This window comes from Algoriella sp. (genome assembly GCF_036647415.1).
Lineage (GTDB): Bacteria > Bacteroidota > Bacteroidia > Flavobacteriales > Weeksellaceae > Empedobacter.
Genome location: NZ_JAVXKG010000002.1, coordinates 50,385 through 67,689 on the forward strand (window position 1 = coordinate 50,385; position 17,305 = coordinate 67,689).

General features: G+C 31.1%; 17 protein-coding genes. 4 read left to right on the forward strand and 13 right to left on the reverse strand.

Annotation, left to right across the window (positions count from 1 at the left end; genetic code table 11):
* Nucleotides 1-134: 134 nt before the first annotated feature.
* The 9 genes from RSC72_RS01160 to RSC72_RS01200 all read right to left on the reverse strand — a co-directional run bounded on the left by RSC72_RS01160 (nt 135) and on the right by RSC72_RS01200 (nt 10,185).
* On the reverse strand, nt 135-1,157 hold the full coding sequence (locus RSC72_RS01160; RefSeq protein ID WP_332544068.1) for a Vgb family protein: 1,023 nt from the start codon (nt 1,155-1,157) through the stop codon (nt 135-137).
* Between the two features lie 240 nt (nt 1,158-1,397).
* A complete protein-coding gene (locus tag RSC72_RS01165) occupies nt 1,398-2,114 on the reverse strand; it encodes a sulfite exporter TauE/SafE family protein (RefSeq protein WP_332544069.1) in 717 nt (238 codons plus the stop codon).
* A complete protein-coding gene (locus RSC72_RS01170; protein WP_332544070.1) occupies nt 2,099-2,542 on the reverse strand; it encodes a FixH family protein in 444 nt (147 codons plus the stop codon). Before RSC72_RS01170 ends, RSC72_RS01165 begins: the two co-directional genes overlap by 16 nt.
* A 4-nt stretch (nt 2,543-2,546) precedes the next feature.
* Nucleotides 2,547-4,028, reverse strand: coding sequence for a cytochrome c oxidase accessory protein CcoG (gene ccoG, locus RSC72_RS01175; protein WP_332544071.1), 1,482 nt, complete (start codon nt 4,026-4,028; stop codon nt 2,547-2,549).
* A gap of 105 nt (nt 4,029-4,133) precedes the next feature.
* Nucleotides 4,134-5,081 carry a cbb3-type cytochrome c oxidase N-terminal domain-containing protein gene (locus RSC72_RS01180; protein WP_332544072.1) on the reverse strand — a complete coding sequence of 316 codons (948 nt, stop codon included), beginning with the start codon at nt 5,079-5,081 and terminating at the stop codon, nt 4,134-4,136.
* Nucleotides 5,078-5,278 carry a cbb3-type cytochrome c oxidase subunit 3 gene (locus tag RSC72_RS01185; RefSeq protein WP_332544073.1) on the reverse strand — a complete coding sequence of 67 codons (201 nt, stop codon included), beginning with the start codon at nt 5,276-5,278 and terminating at the stop codon, nt 5,078-5,080. Before RSC72_RS01185 ends, RSC72_RS01180 begins: the two co-directional genes overlap by 4 nt.
* Nucleotides 5,278-7,545 carry a cytochrome-c oxidase, cbb3-type subunit II gene (gene ccoO, locus RSC72_RS01190; RefSeq protein ID WP_332544074.1) on the reverse strand — a complete coding sequence of 756 codons (2,268 nt, stop codon included), beginning with the start codon at nt 7,543-7,545 and terminating at the stop codon, nt 5,278-5,280. The genes RSC72_RS01185 and ccoO overlap by 1 nt, the downstream gene beginning before the upstream one ends.
* A complete protein-coding gene (ccoS, locus tag RSC72_RS01195) occupies nt 7,545-7,709 on the reverse strand; it encodes a cbb3-type cytochrome oxidase assembly protein CcoS (protein WP_332544075.1) in 165 nt (54 codons plus the stop codon). Before ccoS ends, ccoO begins: the two co-directional genes overlap by 1 nt.
* Nucleotides 7,710-7,788: 79 nt before the next feature.
* Nucleotides 7,789-10,185: a heavy metal translocating P-type ATPase gene (locus RSC72_RS01200; protein ID WP_332578383.1), complete on the reverse strand. Its 2,397-nt coding sequence runs from the start codon at nt 10,183-10,185 to the stop codon at nt 7,789-7,791.
* A 75-nt stretch (nt 10,186-10,260) separates the two neighbouring features.
* Between RSC72_RS01200 and RSC72_RS01205 the strand changes: the two genes are divergently transcribed.
* Entirely contained in the window at nt 10,261-10,968 is a 708-nt protein-coding gene (locus RSC72_RS01205; protein WP_332544077.1) for a Crp/Fnr family transcriptional regulator, read from the forward strand.
* A gap of 64 nt (nt 10,969-11,032) precedes the next feature.
* Here RSC72_RS01205 and RSC72_RS01210 read toward each other — a convergent pair whose 3' ends face one another.
* The 4 genes from RSC72_RS01210 to hflX form a co-directional block, all read right to left on the reverse strand.
* A complete protein-coding gene (locus RSC72_RS01210; RefSeq protein WP_332566175.1) occupies nt 11,033-11,545 on the reverse strand; it encodes a DNA alkylation repair protein in 513 nt (170 codons plus the stop codon).
* A 13-nt stretch (nt 11,546-11,558) separates the two neighbouring features.
* Nucleotides 11,559-11,744 (reverse strand): DNA alkylation repair protein, encoded by a 186-nt coding sequence (locus RSC72_RS01215; protein WP_332543461.1) that lies wholly within the window; start codon nt 11,742-11,744, stop codon nt 11,559-11,561.
* A gap of 255 nt (nt 11,745-11,999) precedes the next feature.
* A complete protein-coding gene (locus RSC72_RS01220) occupies nt 12,000-12,419 on the reverse strand; it encodes a hypothetical protein (RefSeq protein ID WP_332543459.1) in 420 nt (139 codons plus the stop codon).
* Nucleotides 12,420-12,468: 49 nt separating this feature from the next.
* The gene (gene hflX / locus RSC72_RS01225) at nt 12,469-13,710 is read right to left on the reverse strand and encodes a GTPase HflX (RefSeq protein WP_332543457.1); all 1,242 of its coding nucleotides are present in this window, start codon (nt 13,708-13,710) and stop codon (nt 12,469-12,471) included.
* 153 nt (nt 13,711-13,863) lie between these two features.
* Here hflX and RSC72_RS01230 point away from each other — a divergent pair, with 153 nt between their 5' ends.
* From RSC72_RS01230 to hisD, 3 genes are all read left to right on the forward strand, one after another.
* A complete protein-coding gene (locus tag RSC72_RS01230) occupies nt 13,864-14,751 on the forward strand; it encodes a T9SS type A sorting domain-containing protein (RefSeq protein WP_332543456.1) in 888 nt (295 codons plus the stop codon).
* 248 nt (nt 14,752-14,999) lie between these two features.
* Nucleotides 15,000-15,857 (forward strand): ATP phosphoribosyltransferase, encoded by an 858-nt coding sequence (gene hisG / locus RSC72_RS01235; RefSeq protein ID WP_332543455.1) that lies wholly within the window; start codon nt 15,000-15,002, stop codon nt 15,855-15,857.
* A 104-nt stretch (nt 15,858-15,961) separates the two neighbouring features.
* Nucleotides 15,962-17,245, forward strand: a complete 1,284-nt coding sequence (gene hisD / locus RSC72_RS01240; protein WP_332543454.1) for a histidinol dehydrogenase — start codon at nt 15,962-15,964, stop codon at nt 17,243-17,245.
* Nucleotides 17,246-17,305 lie beyond the last annotated feature (60 nt).

A 17,305-nucleotide genomic window follows, 5' to 3' on the forward strand; every position in this document is an offset into this window, starting at 1 on the left:
TGATAACGTCAAAAATACAATTTATTTTGAAAGGATGAAAGTTGGAGTTTTTTTATCATTTAATATGAATAAAAAAAGACTTGAATTTTTATTAACCCAAGTCTTTTTTACGTTCACAATATATATGTAGTTTTTTAAAATTTTAGTACTTTCTGTGTATAAGTCTTATTATCTGTTCTAATTTGTAAAATATAAGTTCCTTTTGCTAAAGACGAAAGATTAATTTGTTTAGAATTTTCTTTTGAAAGAATTAATTTACCATCAACCGAATATAATTCTACATTAAACTTTGAATTTTCTATGTTAATATTCAAAATATCTTTCACAGGATTTGGCGAAGCAATTATTTGTTTTATATCTACTTCAGACGTATTTAGACTTGGTAAAGTTATTTTTACAATTTTATTTTTAGATACTATAGCACAATATAAGTTACCTTCATATATTGCAATTCCATTAGTATAATCTAAATCTGAAACAAATAATTCTGCGTTAGTTGTTGAACTATTCAAATTATACTTATAAATTTCTCCTTTATACTCAGTTGAAATGTATAAATTCTGATTTTGATCAATTACTAAATAAGAAGGATTTTTAACATTTGTAACAACAGTAGATAACTCTCCACTTTTACTTATCTTATAAACTTTATTATCTTTTACAGATGCTACAAATAAATCTCCATTTTCATTAAACACAAGACCTCTTGCTCCAGGTATTGATTGTGGTAAATTAGTCATTTCAACCGTTTTTAGATTAAAAACTGTAATAACTCCTTTAACCTCTTCTGAGAAATAAATATTTTTTGAAATCGGATCAATAGCCATACCAAAAGGACTAAATGCAGAATAAGATGTAGATATTCCATTTGCTTTGATAGACTTTACGCTACCTAAAGCTTGAAATGAAGCCCAAATCTCACCAAAAGAATCAATTGTCATTTGTCTTGGTTGACCGTTCATTCCTGACCTAATTGTTGTCAAATTTCCATTTTCATGTTTTTTTAATCCATAATCAGATTCTGTTCCAATATAAAGTACTCCTTTTGAATCAAAAACAATTCCTGTTGGATTACCTGTGACAGTTGTGTAGTCTGTTACTGTCTGGGCATACAATGTTGTTGTTACCAAAGTAACAAGAGATAAAAATAATTTCATAAATTTAGTTTAGGTATTTTGAATGCAAAAATATATTTTTTTTAAACAAAAAAAACAACTTAAACGATTAATTACTAAATCAATAACATATATTCGAATTATATTTAGCAATTTAAAAATGTAACTTATATTGCTTGATTACAGAGTTTTTAAAGATATATTATGTGTTAATAAATTATAAAAAAATATTATTTATAGCCTAATATTCTCTACCAATTTTTGAAATTTTATTATAAAATCCTACATCTCATGATCGCCCATTCCATTAAGTTGTAAAGCTTCTTTGGCTGGAGAAATAAAAGGAATGTCTAATTCTAATCCGCGTAGAATAAATAAAACGCCAAGAATTAAAGTAATAATTGGTAATATTTTTAGGATTGTTTGTCGTTGTTTTACTGATAAGAAATTACCAAATAAAACGGTCGCAAACATCAATGGTAATGTTCCTAATCCGAAGAAGAACATGAACAGTGCACTTTTATAAACCGATCCTAAACCAATGGCTGCTGTAAGTGAGGCATAAACCATTCCACAAGGTAATAAGCCGTTAAGTAGACCAACTATATAAAGGGAAGAAGAATCTTTTTTGATTAAATATTTTCCTAATTTGATTTTCACCTTAACCATCAACGCATTTATCGGGCGTAGTTGTGTAGCTCCATTTTCGTAGAATTTTGGAATCATGACCATAATAATCATCAAAACACCAATCAAAATACTTAAATAATTTTGTAAACCTGCGAAAGAAAGTGATTCGCCAATAAGACCTAAAATTGCACCAAGAATTGTGTAGGTTGTAACGCGACCCAATTGGTACGTTAAGTTACGAAGTGTAAATTTTAGCTTGTTCTGAGATTCTAATCCCAAAGATAAAGCAATAGGTCCGCACATACCCACACAATGTAGGGATGATGTAAGACCTATAGAAAATGCTATTATGATTATTGTGAAATCCATCGAATGGACTTTTTAATCAAATATGTTTGGTTGTTTTCTTTCCAGTTAAGTATTAGCTCATATTCGCCATCTACTAATTTAACCGAAGAAACTAAAAAATTCTTTTTGTCTGATAATTTGATTGGCAACTTCACGTCTTTTGTTTCGTCATCGTTACGCATCAAAAATATATCACCTTTGAAATCTGCCGCTGTTGTTTCTGGAAATTGAAACAAAAATCCATTGGCTTGTAAAATAATTTCTGGCTTTTCTTTTAAAGCATTTGCACGCTTTTCTGAATTAATTTCATCTTGAAAATGAATCTCTTTCTCATAGTAATTTTCGGTTACCATACCGCCTGTATCACCTGCAAAATATAGCAATGATAAAATGAATATCATAAAACATCCTAATGCAATTGCTACGTAATGTCCCCAATTTAATTTCATTTTCTTAATATTTAAATGGAGCTGAGAAGCTCGTTTCGTATTTATCGATTACTTTTCCTTTCTTGTTTATTAAACCTATTACAACTTTTTCTTTGTAAGATTTAACTTCGTTTGTTGGAACTTTTAAATAAAATTTTCCTTGAACGATTTGTCCTTTTTCTAAGTTTAATTTATTTTCACCTTCATACATTTCTATTTTAGAATTTGCATGAGATAAAAGTTTCAAACTTACAATTTGATCTTTATTTGTTTTATTGTAAAGTGTATATTCAAACTGATTAACGTAGTATTTTCCTTCTACTTTATAATCTGTTCCTGGAACTTTTAGGTATTTTGACTCTACATCTGGTCTAGAAAATAAGAAGACTGTCATCGCGGCAATCAAAAGTAATAATGCAATTGTATAAGCTGCTAGACGTTTTGTAAATTTAAATTTTTCCCCTTTTTTAATATCATCTTCCGAAGCATAACGAATCAGTCCTGTTGGTAAACCAACTTTTAACATCACATCGTCACAAGCATCAATACATGCTGTACAGTTTACACATTCTAATTGTATTCCATCTCGAATATCAATTCCTGTAGGACAAACTGCAACACATTGTCCACAATCTATACAATCTCCTTTCCCTTCTGCTTTACGATCTTCATTTTTTCTGAATTTTGCACGACCTGCAGTTCCTTCTCCACGTTTAAAATCGTACGCAACATTGATTGTATGCGAATCGATTAAAACTCCTTGAAAACGTCCGTAAGGACAAACCAATGTACAGGCTTGTTCGCGAAACCAAGCAAATACGAAATAAAACATAGCCGAGAAAAAGATTAATCCTACCAATGTACCAACATGATCTACTGGACCATCTTCTATTAATGCATATAATGCATCGGCACCTATTATATAAGCTAGAAATACATTAGCAATGATGAATGATATAATGGCGAAAATCGTCCATTTTAATAATTTTTTTCTGATTTTTTCTTCGTCCCAATCTTGTTTATCTAGACGAATTTGTTTCGCACGATCACCTTCTATGGCATACTCTATTTTTCGGAAAACCATTTCTAGGAAAATAGTTTGCGGACAAACCCATCCACAAAACAATCTACCATAAGCCATCGTAAATAATACAATGAAAATGATTGTTGTAATCATTCCTAATGCTAATAAGAAAAAGTCTGATGTAAAGAATGGGAATCCGAATATAACAAATTGACTTTGTAATACATCAAATTTGAATAATGGATTGCCGTTTGGTAATTTTATAAATGGAGTAACAATTAAGATGGCTAATAAAACATAACTTACGTAAGTTCTGTAATTAGTAAATTTACCACGTGGTTTTCTAGGATAAACCCATTTTCGTTTACCCGATTTTTCCATTGTTCCAATTGAAGAACGGACATCTTCTTTCATCTGATCATTCTCTCTCAAATAATCATCTAAATGAAATTCATCTTTTGGATCTGAATTAGGTGCACTCATTTTACGAATTTTATATCTCTAACAAATTTACGACTAAAAATAAGAAGAGAGCTTATAAATAAGCTCTCTTTCAATATGATATTTGTTGTAATTATATAGTATTAATTACTTTTGTTTCCATGCATCCATTAAATCACCTTGTGGAGCTGCTGCACCTTCGGCAACAGTCTTTGTAGGTTCTTTTTGGTTGATAAAGTAAACATAAGAAGCAACTTTTTCTATCGCTAAACCTGATAACTCTTTACGTTGTCCAAAGGCACGCATTTGAGGATTATGAGGAGAACCGTCATAAACAATATGATAAATGTTTTTGAACAAACTATCTTCCACATGATTTACCCAATAGTCGTCAGTTAAGTTTGGTCCAATACCTCCTTTACCTCCTTCCATGTGACATTGCACACAATTCTGAGCAAATATTTTTGCTCCTTGTTCTACAATTGCTGGATCGTTAGATTTGTTAACAGCTCCTGTAATGTCAATATCATTAGCTACAGCCCAAATACTATCTTTCTCATTCAAGTAAGTCATTTCTTCTGTATATTCTGCGTCTGCATGTGCAAAGTCTGTAAAACTATATGCCATTACATAAACAATCATAAATACTACTCCGAAATAGAATAAAGATAACCACCATTGTGGTAAAGCGTTGTCTAACTCTTTGATACCATCAAAACCGTGGTCTAAGATAATTGCTTCTTCTTCTTGATCAGATTGTTTTTTAGCTGCACTACCAAATAATCTTTTGAAGTAACCAATTTTACCTTCTTCTAAGTATTTATTTTGTTCTTCTTCAGATAATCTTTTAAATCTTTCTGCCTCAACAACTTTATTCAAAGCATTGATGATTAAAAGCATCACAATAGCAACCGCTAATACCGCCCAGAAAATTCCTTGTGCAAAAACATGTTTCAAATGCTCTAACAAGTTATGGATCATTCCTTGAAAACCTGGTTCTGGCACCACATTTACTGGTGTTACCATTGTAAACGCTAAAATCACTGCTAATAGCGTTAATGGAACAAATATATAAGCCGGGGTACGTTGTCTCATTTTGTATTATTTTTTTCGTTCTCTTCAGATTCTAAATCAAGTGCGGCAGACTCATTGTTTTTATAATAACCTTTTGGTTTTTTTACAACTCGAATAAATATCGTTACAAAAACGGCTATAAATCCGATTAAAATCAAGGTCTGCAACAAAGATGCATACTCATACTGAGATAGGAATTCTTTATAATATTTTAACATTAGTTACTTGCTGTCTCAATTTGGTCAGCTTTAATATCTATTCCTAAACGTTGTAAGAAAGCGATTAATGCTGTAATCTCACGATCTCTTAATGGAACAAATTCTTTACCTTGTGCTTTTGCTTCAGCTTCTTTTTTCGTATATAACTCTTTTAAGTCAGATGCGTCTTTAAAGATACTTGTTTCAATAGCAAGTGCTTGTTTGTCCATAGATATTTTCATACTATCAAAATCTTCGTCTTGGTAAGGAACTCCTAACGCAACCATAGATTTCATTTTATCACGTGTTAACTCGCGGTCTAATTTGTTTTCAATTAACCATGGGTAACGAGGCATGATAGATCCGTCTGATGTAGAACGTGGATTCCACATGTGTTTGTAATGCCAAGCATCTGGATTTTTACCTCCTTCACGATGTAAATCTGGACCTGTACGTTTAGATCCCCATAAGAATGGATGATCGTATACAAATTCTCCAGCTTTAGAGTATTCACCATAACGTTTTACCTCATCACGGAATGGACGAACCATTTGTGTGTGACATGCATTACAACCTTCTCTAATATATAAATCACGACCTTCTAACTCTAATGGTGTGTAAGGTTTTACACTTGCAATTGTTGGTACGTTTGATTTAATTACAATTGTTGGTACAATTTCTACTAAACCTCCAACTGCTAATGTTAATACAGCACCGATTGTTAATACGATTGGTGTTCTTTCAATCCAAGAGTGTACACCTTCTCCTTGTGTACGAGCTGCTGTTTTTGGAGCTAATGCAGGAGCTTCTGCTTCTTCATTATTTACAAAATATCCAGCTTTTACAGTTTTCCAAACATTGATAATCATTAAAATTGATCCGATCAAATATAATGTACCACCAAATGCACGTAATGGATATAACCATTGTTTAAGAATTGTAACTGTTTGTAAGAAGTTACCATATTCTAATGTTCCGTCTGCTGCGAATTGTTTCCACATTAAACCTTGTGTCCAACCTGCAACATACATTGGGATAACCCAAAATAAGATACCAAATGTACCAATCCAGAAGTGAGCATTTGCTAACTTAACTGAAGCTAATTTTGTATTAAATAATTTTGGAGCTAAATAATAAATGATACCAAAAGCCATAAAACCATTCCATCCTAATGTACCTACGTGTACGTGAGCAGGAACCCAGTCCGTAAAGTGACCAATTTTATTTAATGTTTTTGTTGCTAACATTGGTCCTTCAAAAGTTGCCATACCATAACATGTTAAGGCTACAACGAAGAATTTTAAAATAGGATTTTCTCTTACTTTATCCCATGCTCCACGCAATGTTAATAAACCATTTAACATACCTCCCCAAGATGGAGCGATTAACATGATTGAGAAACCTGTACCTACTGCTTGTGCCCAACCTGGTAAAGCTGTGTAAAGTAAATGGTGAGGACCAGCCCAAATGTAAATAAAGATTAAAGACCAGAAGTGTATAATAGACAATTTGTATGAGAATACAGGTCTATTTGCCGCTTTTGGCACAAAGTAATACATTAATCCTAAGATAGGTGTTGTAAGGAAAAATGCTACTGCATTGTGACCATACCACCATTGTACTAATGCATCTTGTACTCCAGAATAAATCGAATAAGATTTTGGAGCCGTTAAACTAAAAGTAACTGGAATTTCTAAATTGTTAAAAACGTGTAACATTGTAATTGCAGCCCAAGTTCCGATGAAGAACCAAATTGCTACGTACAAGTGGCGTACACGACGTTTTGCAATTGTAATAAACATTTGTAATCCAAAAACTATCCAAACCAAAGCGATTAAGATATCTATTGGCCATTCATGCTCAGCATACTCTTTTGAAGTATTGTAACCATAAATAAACGTAACAAATGATAATACAATAAATAGTTGCCATCCCCAGAAAACGATCCAGCTCATTACGTCGCTGTACATTCTGGTTTTCAACAACCTTTGCATTGAATAATATGCTCCAGTAAAAAAAGTGTTACCAACAAACGCGAAAACCGCAAATGTTGTGTGTATCATTCTTAATCTACCAAAACCTAGTTTTCCTTGTGAATTGACTAAACCTTGAATATTTCCTCCTATTGTACCGTCATCCGATCCGAAGATGTATTCTGGTAACGTAGGAAAAAACAACAATGTTGCAACCAATACTCCAAAGAAAAATGCCATAACTGCCCAAAACAATGTGGCATAAAGGAAATACTTTACGATCTTATTGTCGTAACTAAAAGTCTGCATTTGCATTATGAGTCGATTTTATCTTTTGTTTTTTTATCATCTTTTAACATTCTCACTGCTGGAGATTCGTCTTCATCAAACTGTCCTTTCTTATATCCCAAAAAGAATAAAAAAAGAAATATTGCCCCCAAAGAGACACTTACCAATATCATTAATAATAATATCCCCATAGCCGTACAAAATTACAAAGCCGTAAGTTCTTATCACAATGATTTTGGTCACAGCAGTATTTATATTTCTAATTTAAAATCAATCTAAATTCCATTTTGTTAATTTATCTGCAATTCGCGTACTTGCTGTTGCAAAAATAAGAACAGAAATAGAACTTATCGGCATCAATATTGCCGCTACAACTGGCTGTAAATAACCAGTTACTGCAAAACTAAGACCGACTATATTGTACAAGAAACTTATCACAAAAGCAATCTTGACAAATTTCATTGTTGTTTTAGATAATTTCAAAAAATTTGGAATTGCCTTAAAACTTTTTGCATCTAAAATACCATCACATGAAGGCGAAAAACTATTGATGTCCTCGGAAATCGAAATTCCAACTGTACTTTGTTTCAATGCACCAGCGTCATTTAGCCCATCTCCAAGCATCATTACTTTTTTACCATCGTTTTCTAATGCTTTTATATATTCTAATTTATCTGCGGGCGATTGATTAAAAATCAGCTTCGCATTTACAGGGAAAATTGTTTCTAAATATTCTTTTTCTGAATCATTATCACCCGACAAAATATGTAATTGATACATATCCAATTGTTTTAATAATTCATCCAAACCTTTTCTATATCGATTGGTATAAACAAATTTACCAAAAACTTCTCCATCAATCGATATAAAAACTTGAGATTGATTCAAACTATTTTCATTAAAAATAGCATTTGTAAAACTTCTTGATCCAACTTTTACATCATGTCCGTCCACAACCGCCTGCTGACCTTTACCTACAACCTCTTCGTAATTGTTGATTGGCAAATGATCGTCAACATTTATTTTTTTGTAAAGTGTTCTACTTAATGGATGATTAGAATTTCTAATTAACGCTTTTACCAATTGCTTTTGATATTCAGAAAGTTCTTTTCCTTCATATTTTACTTGCGCCTCATCACTCTCAGTAATTGTTCCTGTTTTATCAAAAACAATATCTGTAATTCGCTCCATTCGCTCTACAGTTGATGTATTTTTGACATAAAATTTCTTGTTTCCAAAAATTCGCATCATGTGCCCTAAAATAAATGGCGAAGACAAACCAAGCGCACATGGACAGGCAATAATAAGGATAGATGTAACAACTTCTAAAATTATAGAAGCATCATGAAAATACCAATAAATAGCTGAAATCAGTGTGATAAAAAGAATAATTATGGTAAAATAATGACTAATTTTATTGGTAAGCTCATTCAATTCTGATTCTTCTTTCTGGAAAGCATCGTTATTCCACAACTGCGTTAAATAACTTTGATTGACGTCAGAAATAATTTCTAACTCGATTGCATGACCAGATTGTTTTCCTCCTGCAAAAATTTTATCTCCTGCTTTTTTAGGAATTAATCGAGATTCGCCCGTTACAAAAGAATTATCAATCATGGCTTCGCCTTTCATTAAGATTGCATCTGCTGGAATTATTTCTTCATTTCTGATTAATATTCGATCTCCTTTTGTTAATTCTGACAATAAAATTGGTTGTTCATGACCATCTATCATCTTAGTAACCGCAATAGGGTAAAATGATTTGTAATCTCTATCAAAAGCCAAAGCTTGCATGGTTTGTTGTTGAAACCATTTCCCAGTTAACATCAAAAATAGAAGCATCGCTAATGTGTCAAAATAACCTGGAGAAATATCAAAAATGATATCATAAGTAGATTTGAACATAATCACGATAATTCCTAATGCAATTGGCACATCGATATTAATATATTTATTTTTGATTCCTTGCCAAGCCGATACAAAATAGTCTGTAGACGAATAAAAGAAAACAGGTAAAGACAGTGCAAACATCAACCATCTAAAATAGCCTTTATTTTCGTCTAACCATTGTTCTTTTACTTCGCCAAAAACCTCCACATATTCAGGAAAAGAAAGTAACATTATATTACCAAAGCAAAAACCTGCAATTACAAGTTTACTAACTAATGCTCTGTCTACTTTGTTTTTCTTCTTTTTGTCTAATGATTTTAGATTTATAGATGGCTTATAACCTAAGTTTGTTATAAATCTGGCTAAATCTCCCAATTGTAACTTTTCTTCACGAAAAGTAACTTGAACTGTTTTTTGCGTAAAGTTTACATTAGAAGATATGATGTTTGGGTTGATGGTATTTAAACTCTCTAACAACCAAACACACGAAGTACAGTGCATAACTGGCACATAAAAGGAGACGACAGTAATTCCGTCATCGGAAAAATCGACAACTTTATCAAAGATTTCTTTTGTATTTAAGAAATCAAATTGATGATTACTCTTAGCGTCCGGACGCACTCCTGCATTACGATTAAGATCATAATAATCTTTTAAATCATTTACATTTAAAATTTCATAAACAGTTTTACAACCCTGGCAACAAAAGGCCTTTTCATCAAACTGAATAACCTCTTCTTCAATTCGTTGATCGCAATGAAAACAATTCTCTTCCATACTATTTTACAAAATTACTTTCCTTTTAGCAGAATTAACGTTAACTTTGTATGAATTAAGTCATAACTATACGAGATGTCAGAGTTTAATGAGAATGTAGTATCGATTAAAGCGATGTTTGATAACCCGGAATCTTTCGGAGTTTTTAGCAAAGAGGAATTATTAGAATTTGAGCAAGAGAAAAAAGTAGTAAACCTAAAAAAAGGTGATGAAATTATCCAAGAAGGTAATACACCAAAAGGTATTTATTGCGTTATGAAGGGAACTGCAAAACTATTCAAAATTGGTTTTAACGGTAAAGAGCAAATTCTACGTTTCATAAACGAAGGTGATATTATCGGTTATCGTTCAATCTTAAGTCAAGAAGTTTTTGGTGCATCTGCAACTGCAATGACACCAGTTGAAATTTATTATATTCCAGAAAAATTCTTTTTGAAATTATTAGAGGTTAATCCAAAATTAGCATTTAATGTTTTACAAAGAATTGCAAAAGATTTAGGTGAATATGCACGTACAATTACCTATTTAGCGCAAAAAACTGTTCGCGAGCGTTTAGCAGAAGTTTTAATTTTGTTAGAAGGAAAGCTAGGAACAGATAAAGATGGATTTATCAATATTTCTTTAACAAGAGAAGAAATGGCGAATTTGATTGGTACGGCAACAGAATCTGCAATCCGATTGATTTCAGAATTTAAAACAGATGAATTAATTGAAGTTGAAGGTCGAAAAATTAAGTTATTAGATCATCAAAAATTAACAAAATTAGGTCACGTTATTTTATAAAAATTTATTCTTTATACAATAGTAAAAGTCGCTCACAGAGCGACTTTTTTTTATGCATTATTGTCTACTTCAATTTCATATAATACTCTTTCAGCGCAGGATCTATTTTTTCTACAGCGTAACGCAAAGTTGTTCGTGGAAGTTGCAACGTATATTCGTCTAAGAAATGAATTAATTTTTCGTCATCCTTTTTTCCCATTTCGCGTAACATCCAGCCATTTGCTTTGTGCATTAAATCATGCGGATGGTTAAGATTTATAACAACTATTTCGGGTACAATTTCCAATGCTTTGTTCTTTATATAATACCAAGTGGAAACAATAGCCATTCGTTTTTCCCATAAATCTTCTGATTTTGCCAAATCATACAAGATATTTTCTTGATTTTGATGAAAAGCAAAATGACCTAAAATCTTGTGACAACTTGTATCCACCAAATCCCAATTGTTAATACGTGACGTTTGCGTAAGATAAAAATCAACAATTTCTTTTCTGAAGTCTGTATCTTTTGTCTTTTCATATTTCAAAACTAACATCAACAAAGCTGTTAAACGATATTCATGAATATCAAAACTCAATAAATTTTTAATTTCATCTAATGGAAACGGTTTGATAAAATTCCTTCGCAACCAAACGCTGATCTGGAACAGTAATTCCCAAAAACTGATCTCCTTCGCCATATTCTCCCTTTCCAGTTTTGAAATATCGGCTCAGAATTTTGGCTTTATCTGCATTTGCCAAATCATGTAAAGTAGATTTTATATCGTTTAGAATCATAATTTTAAAAATAAATACTTTTTATAAATTATTTTAAGTAACTTTAAATAAATGTCTTGCTATGAACTTTCGAAAACCTTATTTTTTTATTATTTTTCTAACATTCGTTTTAGTTAGTAAACTTTTTAACATACAAAATAATTTTACAGAAATTCCTATTACATCTTATGTTCAAATAACTATACTTTTATTTGCTATAATTTTGTCAATAAATAGATTAAATAAAACTAAGTCATAGAAGAACTATTTTTTATATTATTTAATAATTTCAATCATTAATTCCTTTTTCAAAAATTCTTTTATTGGATAATAGTTTCGATAATAAAATTGTGGAATTTTGATACTTTTCTCATCACATTCAATAATTAAAACTAAACTATTACCTAATTTTGAATATTGACGAAATTCAGTTACTTTATTAATCTTTCCGATTGATTTATTGAAAATATAAACATTTTTATCACGGTTTATCCTAATAAATCTACAAGTTAATAAAATGTCTTTTAAAGTTTTAAAAAGAAAATAAGACATCAATAAAAATCCAATTACAAAGAATATTTTTTCTGATGATTTAACTTTAAATGAAGCTAAAAACAATGAGTTTACAAACATTAAAACTCCTAAAAGAACCACGAGCGGAAGTAAAATACCAAATCCGACTTTTGTTTTAATCATATTTTGTAAAAATAAAAAAAGAGCTCAATCTCTTGAACTCTTTTGTATTTTAATCTTCTTTTTCTTCGTTTAAATCTTCATCAACACCCTCGTCATCATAATACTGAAACAAGAAATTATTGTAAGGAAAACGTTTGGTATGAATATCTTTTACTTCTTCGTAAATCGTTTTACGTAATTCTTCTAAATTATCGTTTTCAGTTGCCGAAATAAACAAAGTTTTATATTCACTTTTCGACATCCAAGTACGTTTCCAATCTTCTAACGAATAATTTTCAAATTTCATTTCAGATAAATCATCTTCTGCTTTTTTAACATAAGAAAAATTATCAATTTTATTGAAAACCATTACTGTTGGTTTATCTTTAGAATCTATTTCTGCTAAAATTTCGTTTACAGAATTCACATGATCTTCGAAACTTTCATGCGAAATATCCGCAACATGCACCAATAAATCTGCTTCGCGAACCTCATCTAATGTCGATTTGAAAGACTCGATCAATTGAGTTGGTAATTTACGAATAAACCCTACTGTATCTGTTAACAAAAATGGTAAATTACCGATTACAACTTTACGAACCGTCGTGTCTAAAGTTGCAAATAATTTATCTTCTGCAAAAACATCCGATTTTGACAAAACATTCATCAACGTAGATTTCCCCACGTTTGTATATCCAACCAACGCCACACGAACCAATTGTCCACGATTTTTACGTTGCGTTGCCATTTGTTTGTCAACAACCTTCAGTTTTTCTTTCAATAAAGTAATACGGTCGCGAATAATACGTCTATCCGTTTCGATTTCCGTTTCTCCAGGACCACGCATTCCGATACCACCACGCTGACGCTCTAAGTGAGTCCACATACGTGTTAATCGAGGAAGTAAATATTGATATTGCGCCAATTCTACTTGTGTACGCGCATACGATGTTTGTGCACGTTGAGCAAAAATATCTAGGATTAATTGTGTTCTATCAATCACCTTACGTTCTACAACTTTCTCAATATTTTTTAACTGAGATGGTGATAATTCATCATCAAAAATAAGTGTATCAATATTGTGTTCTATAACATAATCTAATATTTCGTTCAGTTTTCCACTACCAACAAAAAATTTAGGATCAGGTTTATCTACTTTTTGGGTGAAACGAGCCGCAACTTCAGCACCAGCTGTAAAAGTCAAGAACTCCAACTCATCCATATATTCAGTTAGTTTTTCTTCAGATTGCTTTTGTGTAACCAATCCAATTAAAACTACTTTTTCGTATTGTGTTTCTTTTTTTTCTAACATCTATTTAATAGATTTTTTACAAAATTACTCTAAATTAAAGATATATTTAGTATTAACAAGGATTATACCCAACTCAAATATAATATTGTTTTATTTTTTATTCCAAAGATATTCTTCATTTTTGCCTCTTAATTATTTTTAAATTAATATTATATGAAAAAAAATTTACTATTTGGCTTACTAAGCATCTTATCAATTAATACGATTGCTCAAAACAAAAAAATATCTTTCGAAACTTCCGAAGGTTTTACTTTAGGAAGTATGAACACTCAACAAAATTGGAATAATTGGGGATATGTTTCAGATAATAACTCTAAGGTTATTAACTCATTTTCTAGTGATGGCACAAATGCCGTGCAAGTTTTAAATGATGATATCGAAGAAGGTAATTGGGGAGGAATTACTTATCCTATTACTAAGTATCGTAAATATTCTATTTCAGCTGATGTGTATTTAGAAGATGCTAATAATTCTGATTATGAGATGTTAGCTTTATATAACGAAAATAATGATTTTGATTTGATTGGTGGTTTACTTTTTTACTATGACGGAAAAGTAGCCTATGAAGATATGGATAATAGTATTCCTGTTGGTACATGGATTCCTAAAAAATGGTATAATGTAAAAGCAGAAGTCGATCTAAAAGCGAAAAAAGTTATATATTTTTTAGATAATGTCAAAGTAAAAGAAACTACTATTTCTAGTTTAAACAATGAAATAACAGAAGTGGATTTTAGTTTTGACAACTATGGTTCTAGTTTTATTATTGATAATGTTAATATCATTGACTTAGAAAATTTAGGATTAGATGAGTATCACAAAACAGAAACTATTATTTATCCAAACCCTGCTTCTCATGTTTTAAATATTAATACAACTAAAAAAATAGACTCAGTAGAAGTTTATGATTTAGTTGGAAAATTTATTTTAAAAGCAGATAACCAACAATCAATCAACGTAGAACACCTAAATACAGGAACCTATATTATCAAAATAAAAACAGGTGATAAAATCGTTTCGAAAAAATTTATTAAAAAATAATTCCTTATTTTTTAAATTTCTTTCAGAAATCATTTATACATTTGCAATAACAAAAAGTAAAAATGTACACAAATCAATTACATCATCATCACCATCATATTTGCACTCAAGCGAACAGATAGTGGTATGTAATTAATTTATCAAAATATCTAAGTCCCGTTTGAGTAAATCGAACGGGATTTTTTTTGTTTTTCTTTATAATTTAATCTTCGATTTACTCAATCATTAAAAAATATAAAATATTAAAAATGAGTAAATTAAAAATTGCCATTCAGAAAAGTGGAAGATTAAGTGAAAAATCACTCGAATTATTAAAAGATTGTGGAATTAAAATCTCTACAAGCAACCGAAAATTAAGAACAGAATCTTCTAATTTCCCTATCGAAGTTTTGTTTTTACGCGACGACGATATTCCGCAATATGTGGAGCAAGGCGTTGCAGACATTGGCATTTTAGGAGAAAATGAAGTTTGGGAAAAAGACAAAGATGTTGCTCAAATTCGTCAATTAGGTTTTGCTGCTTGCAAATTATGTTTAGCAATTCCAAAAGATGAAATTTATACGGATTTAAGTTATTTTCAAGACAAAAAAATAGCCACTTCTTATCCTAAAATTTTACAAAACTACTTCGATGAGAATAATATTAATGTAAAAATTGAAGAAATTGGAGGAAGTGTAGAAATTGCGCCAAGTATTGGTTTGGCAAATGCAATTTTCGATATTGTTTCTACCGGCTCTACTTTATTGACAAATGGTTTGAAACAAGTTGAAACGGTTGTAGAATCTGAAGCGGTATTAATTTCAAACAAAAATCTGAACACAGAAAAACAAGCCATTCTTGATCGACTTTTGTTCCGAATTGAAGCTGTAAAGCAATCTTCCGAAAATAAATATATTTTATTGAACGCTCCAAACGCCAAGTTAAACGAAATTATCGCTTTACTTCCTGGTATGAAATCGCCTACGATTTTACCTCTTGCCGAAGAAGGTTGGTCGTCAATCCACACTGTAATTAAAGAAGATACTTTTTGGGATATTATTGAGCAATTAAAAACATTGGGTGCCGAAGGAATTTTGGTTTTAGAAATTGAGAAAATGATTTTATAGTAATTAAGTGATAAAATTGGTAAGTTTTAAAGTTTCGACTTGAAACATATTGAACTTAACAACCTAAACACTTGAAAACTTAAAAACTTAAAAACTTAAAAGAAATGCAAACATATATAAACCCTCAGCTTTCGGATTGGTCAGCGTTAACATCACGTCCAACAAAGGAGGCACAAGATTTACAAAAAATCGTTTTAGATGTTTTTGAAAAGATTCAATCCGAAAAAGATAAAGCTTTAATTGATTTTACAGAAAAATTTGACAAAGTTAAATTAAGCTCTTTGGAAGTTTCTCTTGAAGAAATTGAAGAAGCTAAATCCTTAATTTCAGAAGAATTAAAACAAGCGATTCAATTAGCAGCTTCTAATATTCAGAAGTTTCACGCAGTACAACGTGAAGAAATAAAAGTAATTGAAACCACAAAAGGTGTAAATTGTTGGAGAGAATCTCGTGGAATAGAAAATGTAGGAATTTACATTCCTGGTGGAACAGCTCCTTTATTTTCTACAACTTTAATGTTAGGAATTCCAGCAAAATTGGCAGGTTGTGAAAATATTATTTTGTGCACACCACCTAATAAATCAGGAAAAGTTCATCCTGCTATTTTGTACACAGCAAATTTAATCGGAATTGAAAAAATCTACAAAGTTGGCGGAATTCAAGCGATTGGAGCTTTAACTTTTGGAACAGAAACAATTCAGAAAGTTGATAAAATATTTGGCCCAGGAAATCAATATGTAACGGCTGCAAAACAAGTTGCTCAAAATTTTGGCGTTGCGATTGATATGCCCGCTGGCCCAAGCGAAGTTTTAGTAATTGCAGATGAAACTTCTATTCCAAAATATGTTGCGGCTGATTTATTGTCGCAAGCCGAGCATGGAATCGATTCGCAAGTGATTTTATTGACGAATAATGAGAATACTTTAAACGAAACTATTTCTGAAATCAATACTCAATTAGCCATTTTACCAAGAAAAGAATTAGCCGCTCAAGCTTTAGAAAATTCGAGAGGAATTGTTTTGAATTCTATTCAAGAATGTGTTTCTTTTTCGAATATTTATGCACCAGAACACTTGATTTTCGCTTGTGAAACAGCTGAAAATTACATCGATAAAATCATCAATGCAGGTTCTGTTTTCTTAGGGAATTATTCGTGCGAATCGGCTGGAGATTATGCTTCTGGAACTAATCACACCTTACCAACAAATGGCTATGCAAAGAATTATTCAGGCGTTTCTTTGGATAGTTTTATCAAGAAAATTACTTTCCAAAAACTAACAGCAGAAGGCATTCAAAATATCGGTCCTTCAATAGAATTAATGGCCGAAGCCGAAGAATTATTTGCACACAAAAATGCAGTAACTCTGAGATTAAAAGACTTAAAGTAATTGTCATTCTGAGCCTGTCGAAGAATCTTAGATTCCTCCTAACGTCGGAATGACAAAAAA

Coding starts and splice junctions, on each gene's coding strand:
- RSC72_RS01160 (WP_332544068.1), bottom strand. CDS start 1,157: ATGAAATTATTTTTATCTCTTGTTACTTTGGTAACAACAACATTGTAT.
- RSC72_RS01165 (WP_332544069.1), bottom strand. CDS start 2,114: ATGGATTTCACAATAATCATAATAGCATTTTCTATAGGTCTTACATCA.
- RSC72_RS01170 (WP_332544070.1), bottom strand. CDS start 2,542: ATGAAATTAAATTGGGGACATTACGTAGCAATTGCATTAGGATGTTTT.
- ccoG (WP_332544071.1), bottom strand. CDS start 4,028: ATGAGTGCACCTAATTCAGATCCAAAAGATGAATTTCATTTAGATGAT.
- RSC72_RS01180 (WP_332544072.1), bottom strand. CDS start 5,081: ATGAGACAACGTACCCCGGCTTATATATTTGTTCCATTAACGCTATTA.
- RSC72_RS01185 (WP_332544073.1), bottom strand. CDS start 5,278: ATGTTAAAATATTATAAAGAATTCCTATCTCAGTATGAGTATGCATCT.
- ccoO (WP_332544074.1), bottom strand. CDS start 7,545: ATGCAAATGCAGACTTTTAGTTACGACAATAAGATCGTAAAGTATTTC.
- ccoS (WP_332544075.1), bottom strand. CDS start 7,709: ATGGGGATATTATTATTAATGATATTGGTAAGTGTCTCTTTGGGGGCA.
- RSC72_RS01200 (WP_332578383.1), bottom strand. CDS start 10,185: ATGGAAGAGAATTGTTTTCATTGCGATCAACGAATTGAAGAAGAGGTT.
- RSC72_RS01205 (WP_332544077.1), top strand. CDS start 10,261: ATGTCAGAGTTTAATGAGAATGTAGTATCGATTAAAGCGATGTTTGAT.
- RSC72_RS01215 (WP_332543461.1), bottom strand. CDS start 11,744: ATGATTCTAAACGATATAAAATCTACTTTACATGATTTGGCAAATGCA.
- RSC72_RS01220 (WP_332543459.1), bottom strand. CDS start 12,419: ATGATTAAAACAAAAGTCGGATTTGGTATTTTACTTCCGCTCGTGGTT.
- hflX (WP_332543457.1), bottom strand. CDS start 13,710: ATGTTAGAAAAAAAAGAAACACAATACGAAAAAGTAGTTTTAATTGGA.
- RSC72_RS01230 (WP_332543456.1), top strand. CDS start 13,864: ATGAAAAAAAATTTACTATTTGGCTTACTAAGCATCTTATCAATTAAT.
- hisG (WP_332543455.1), top strand. CDS start 15,000: ATGAGTAAATTAAAAATTGCCATTCAGAAAAGTGGAAGATTAAGTGAA.
- hisD (WP_332543454.1), top strand. CDS start 15,962: ATGCAAACATATATAAACCCTCAGCTTTCGGATTGGTCAGCGTTAACA.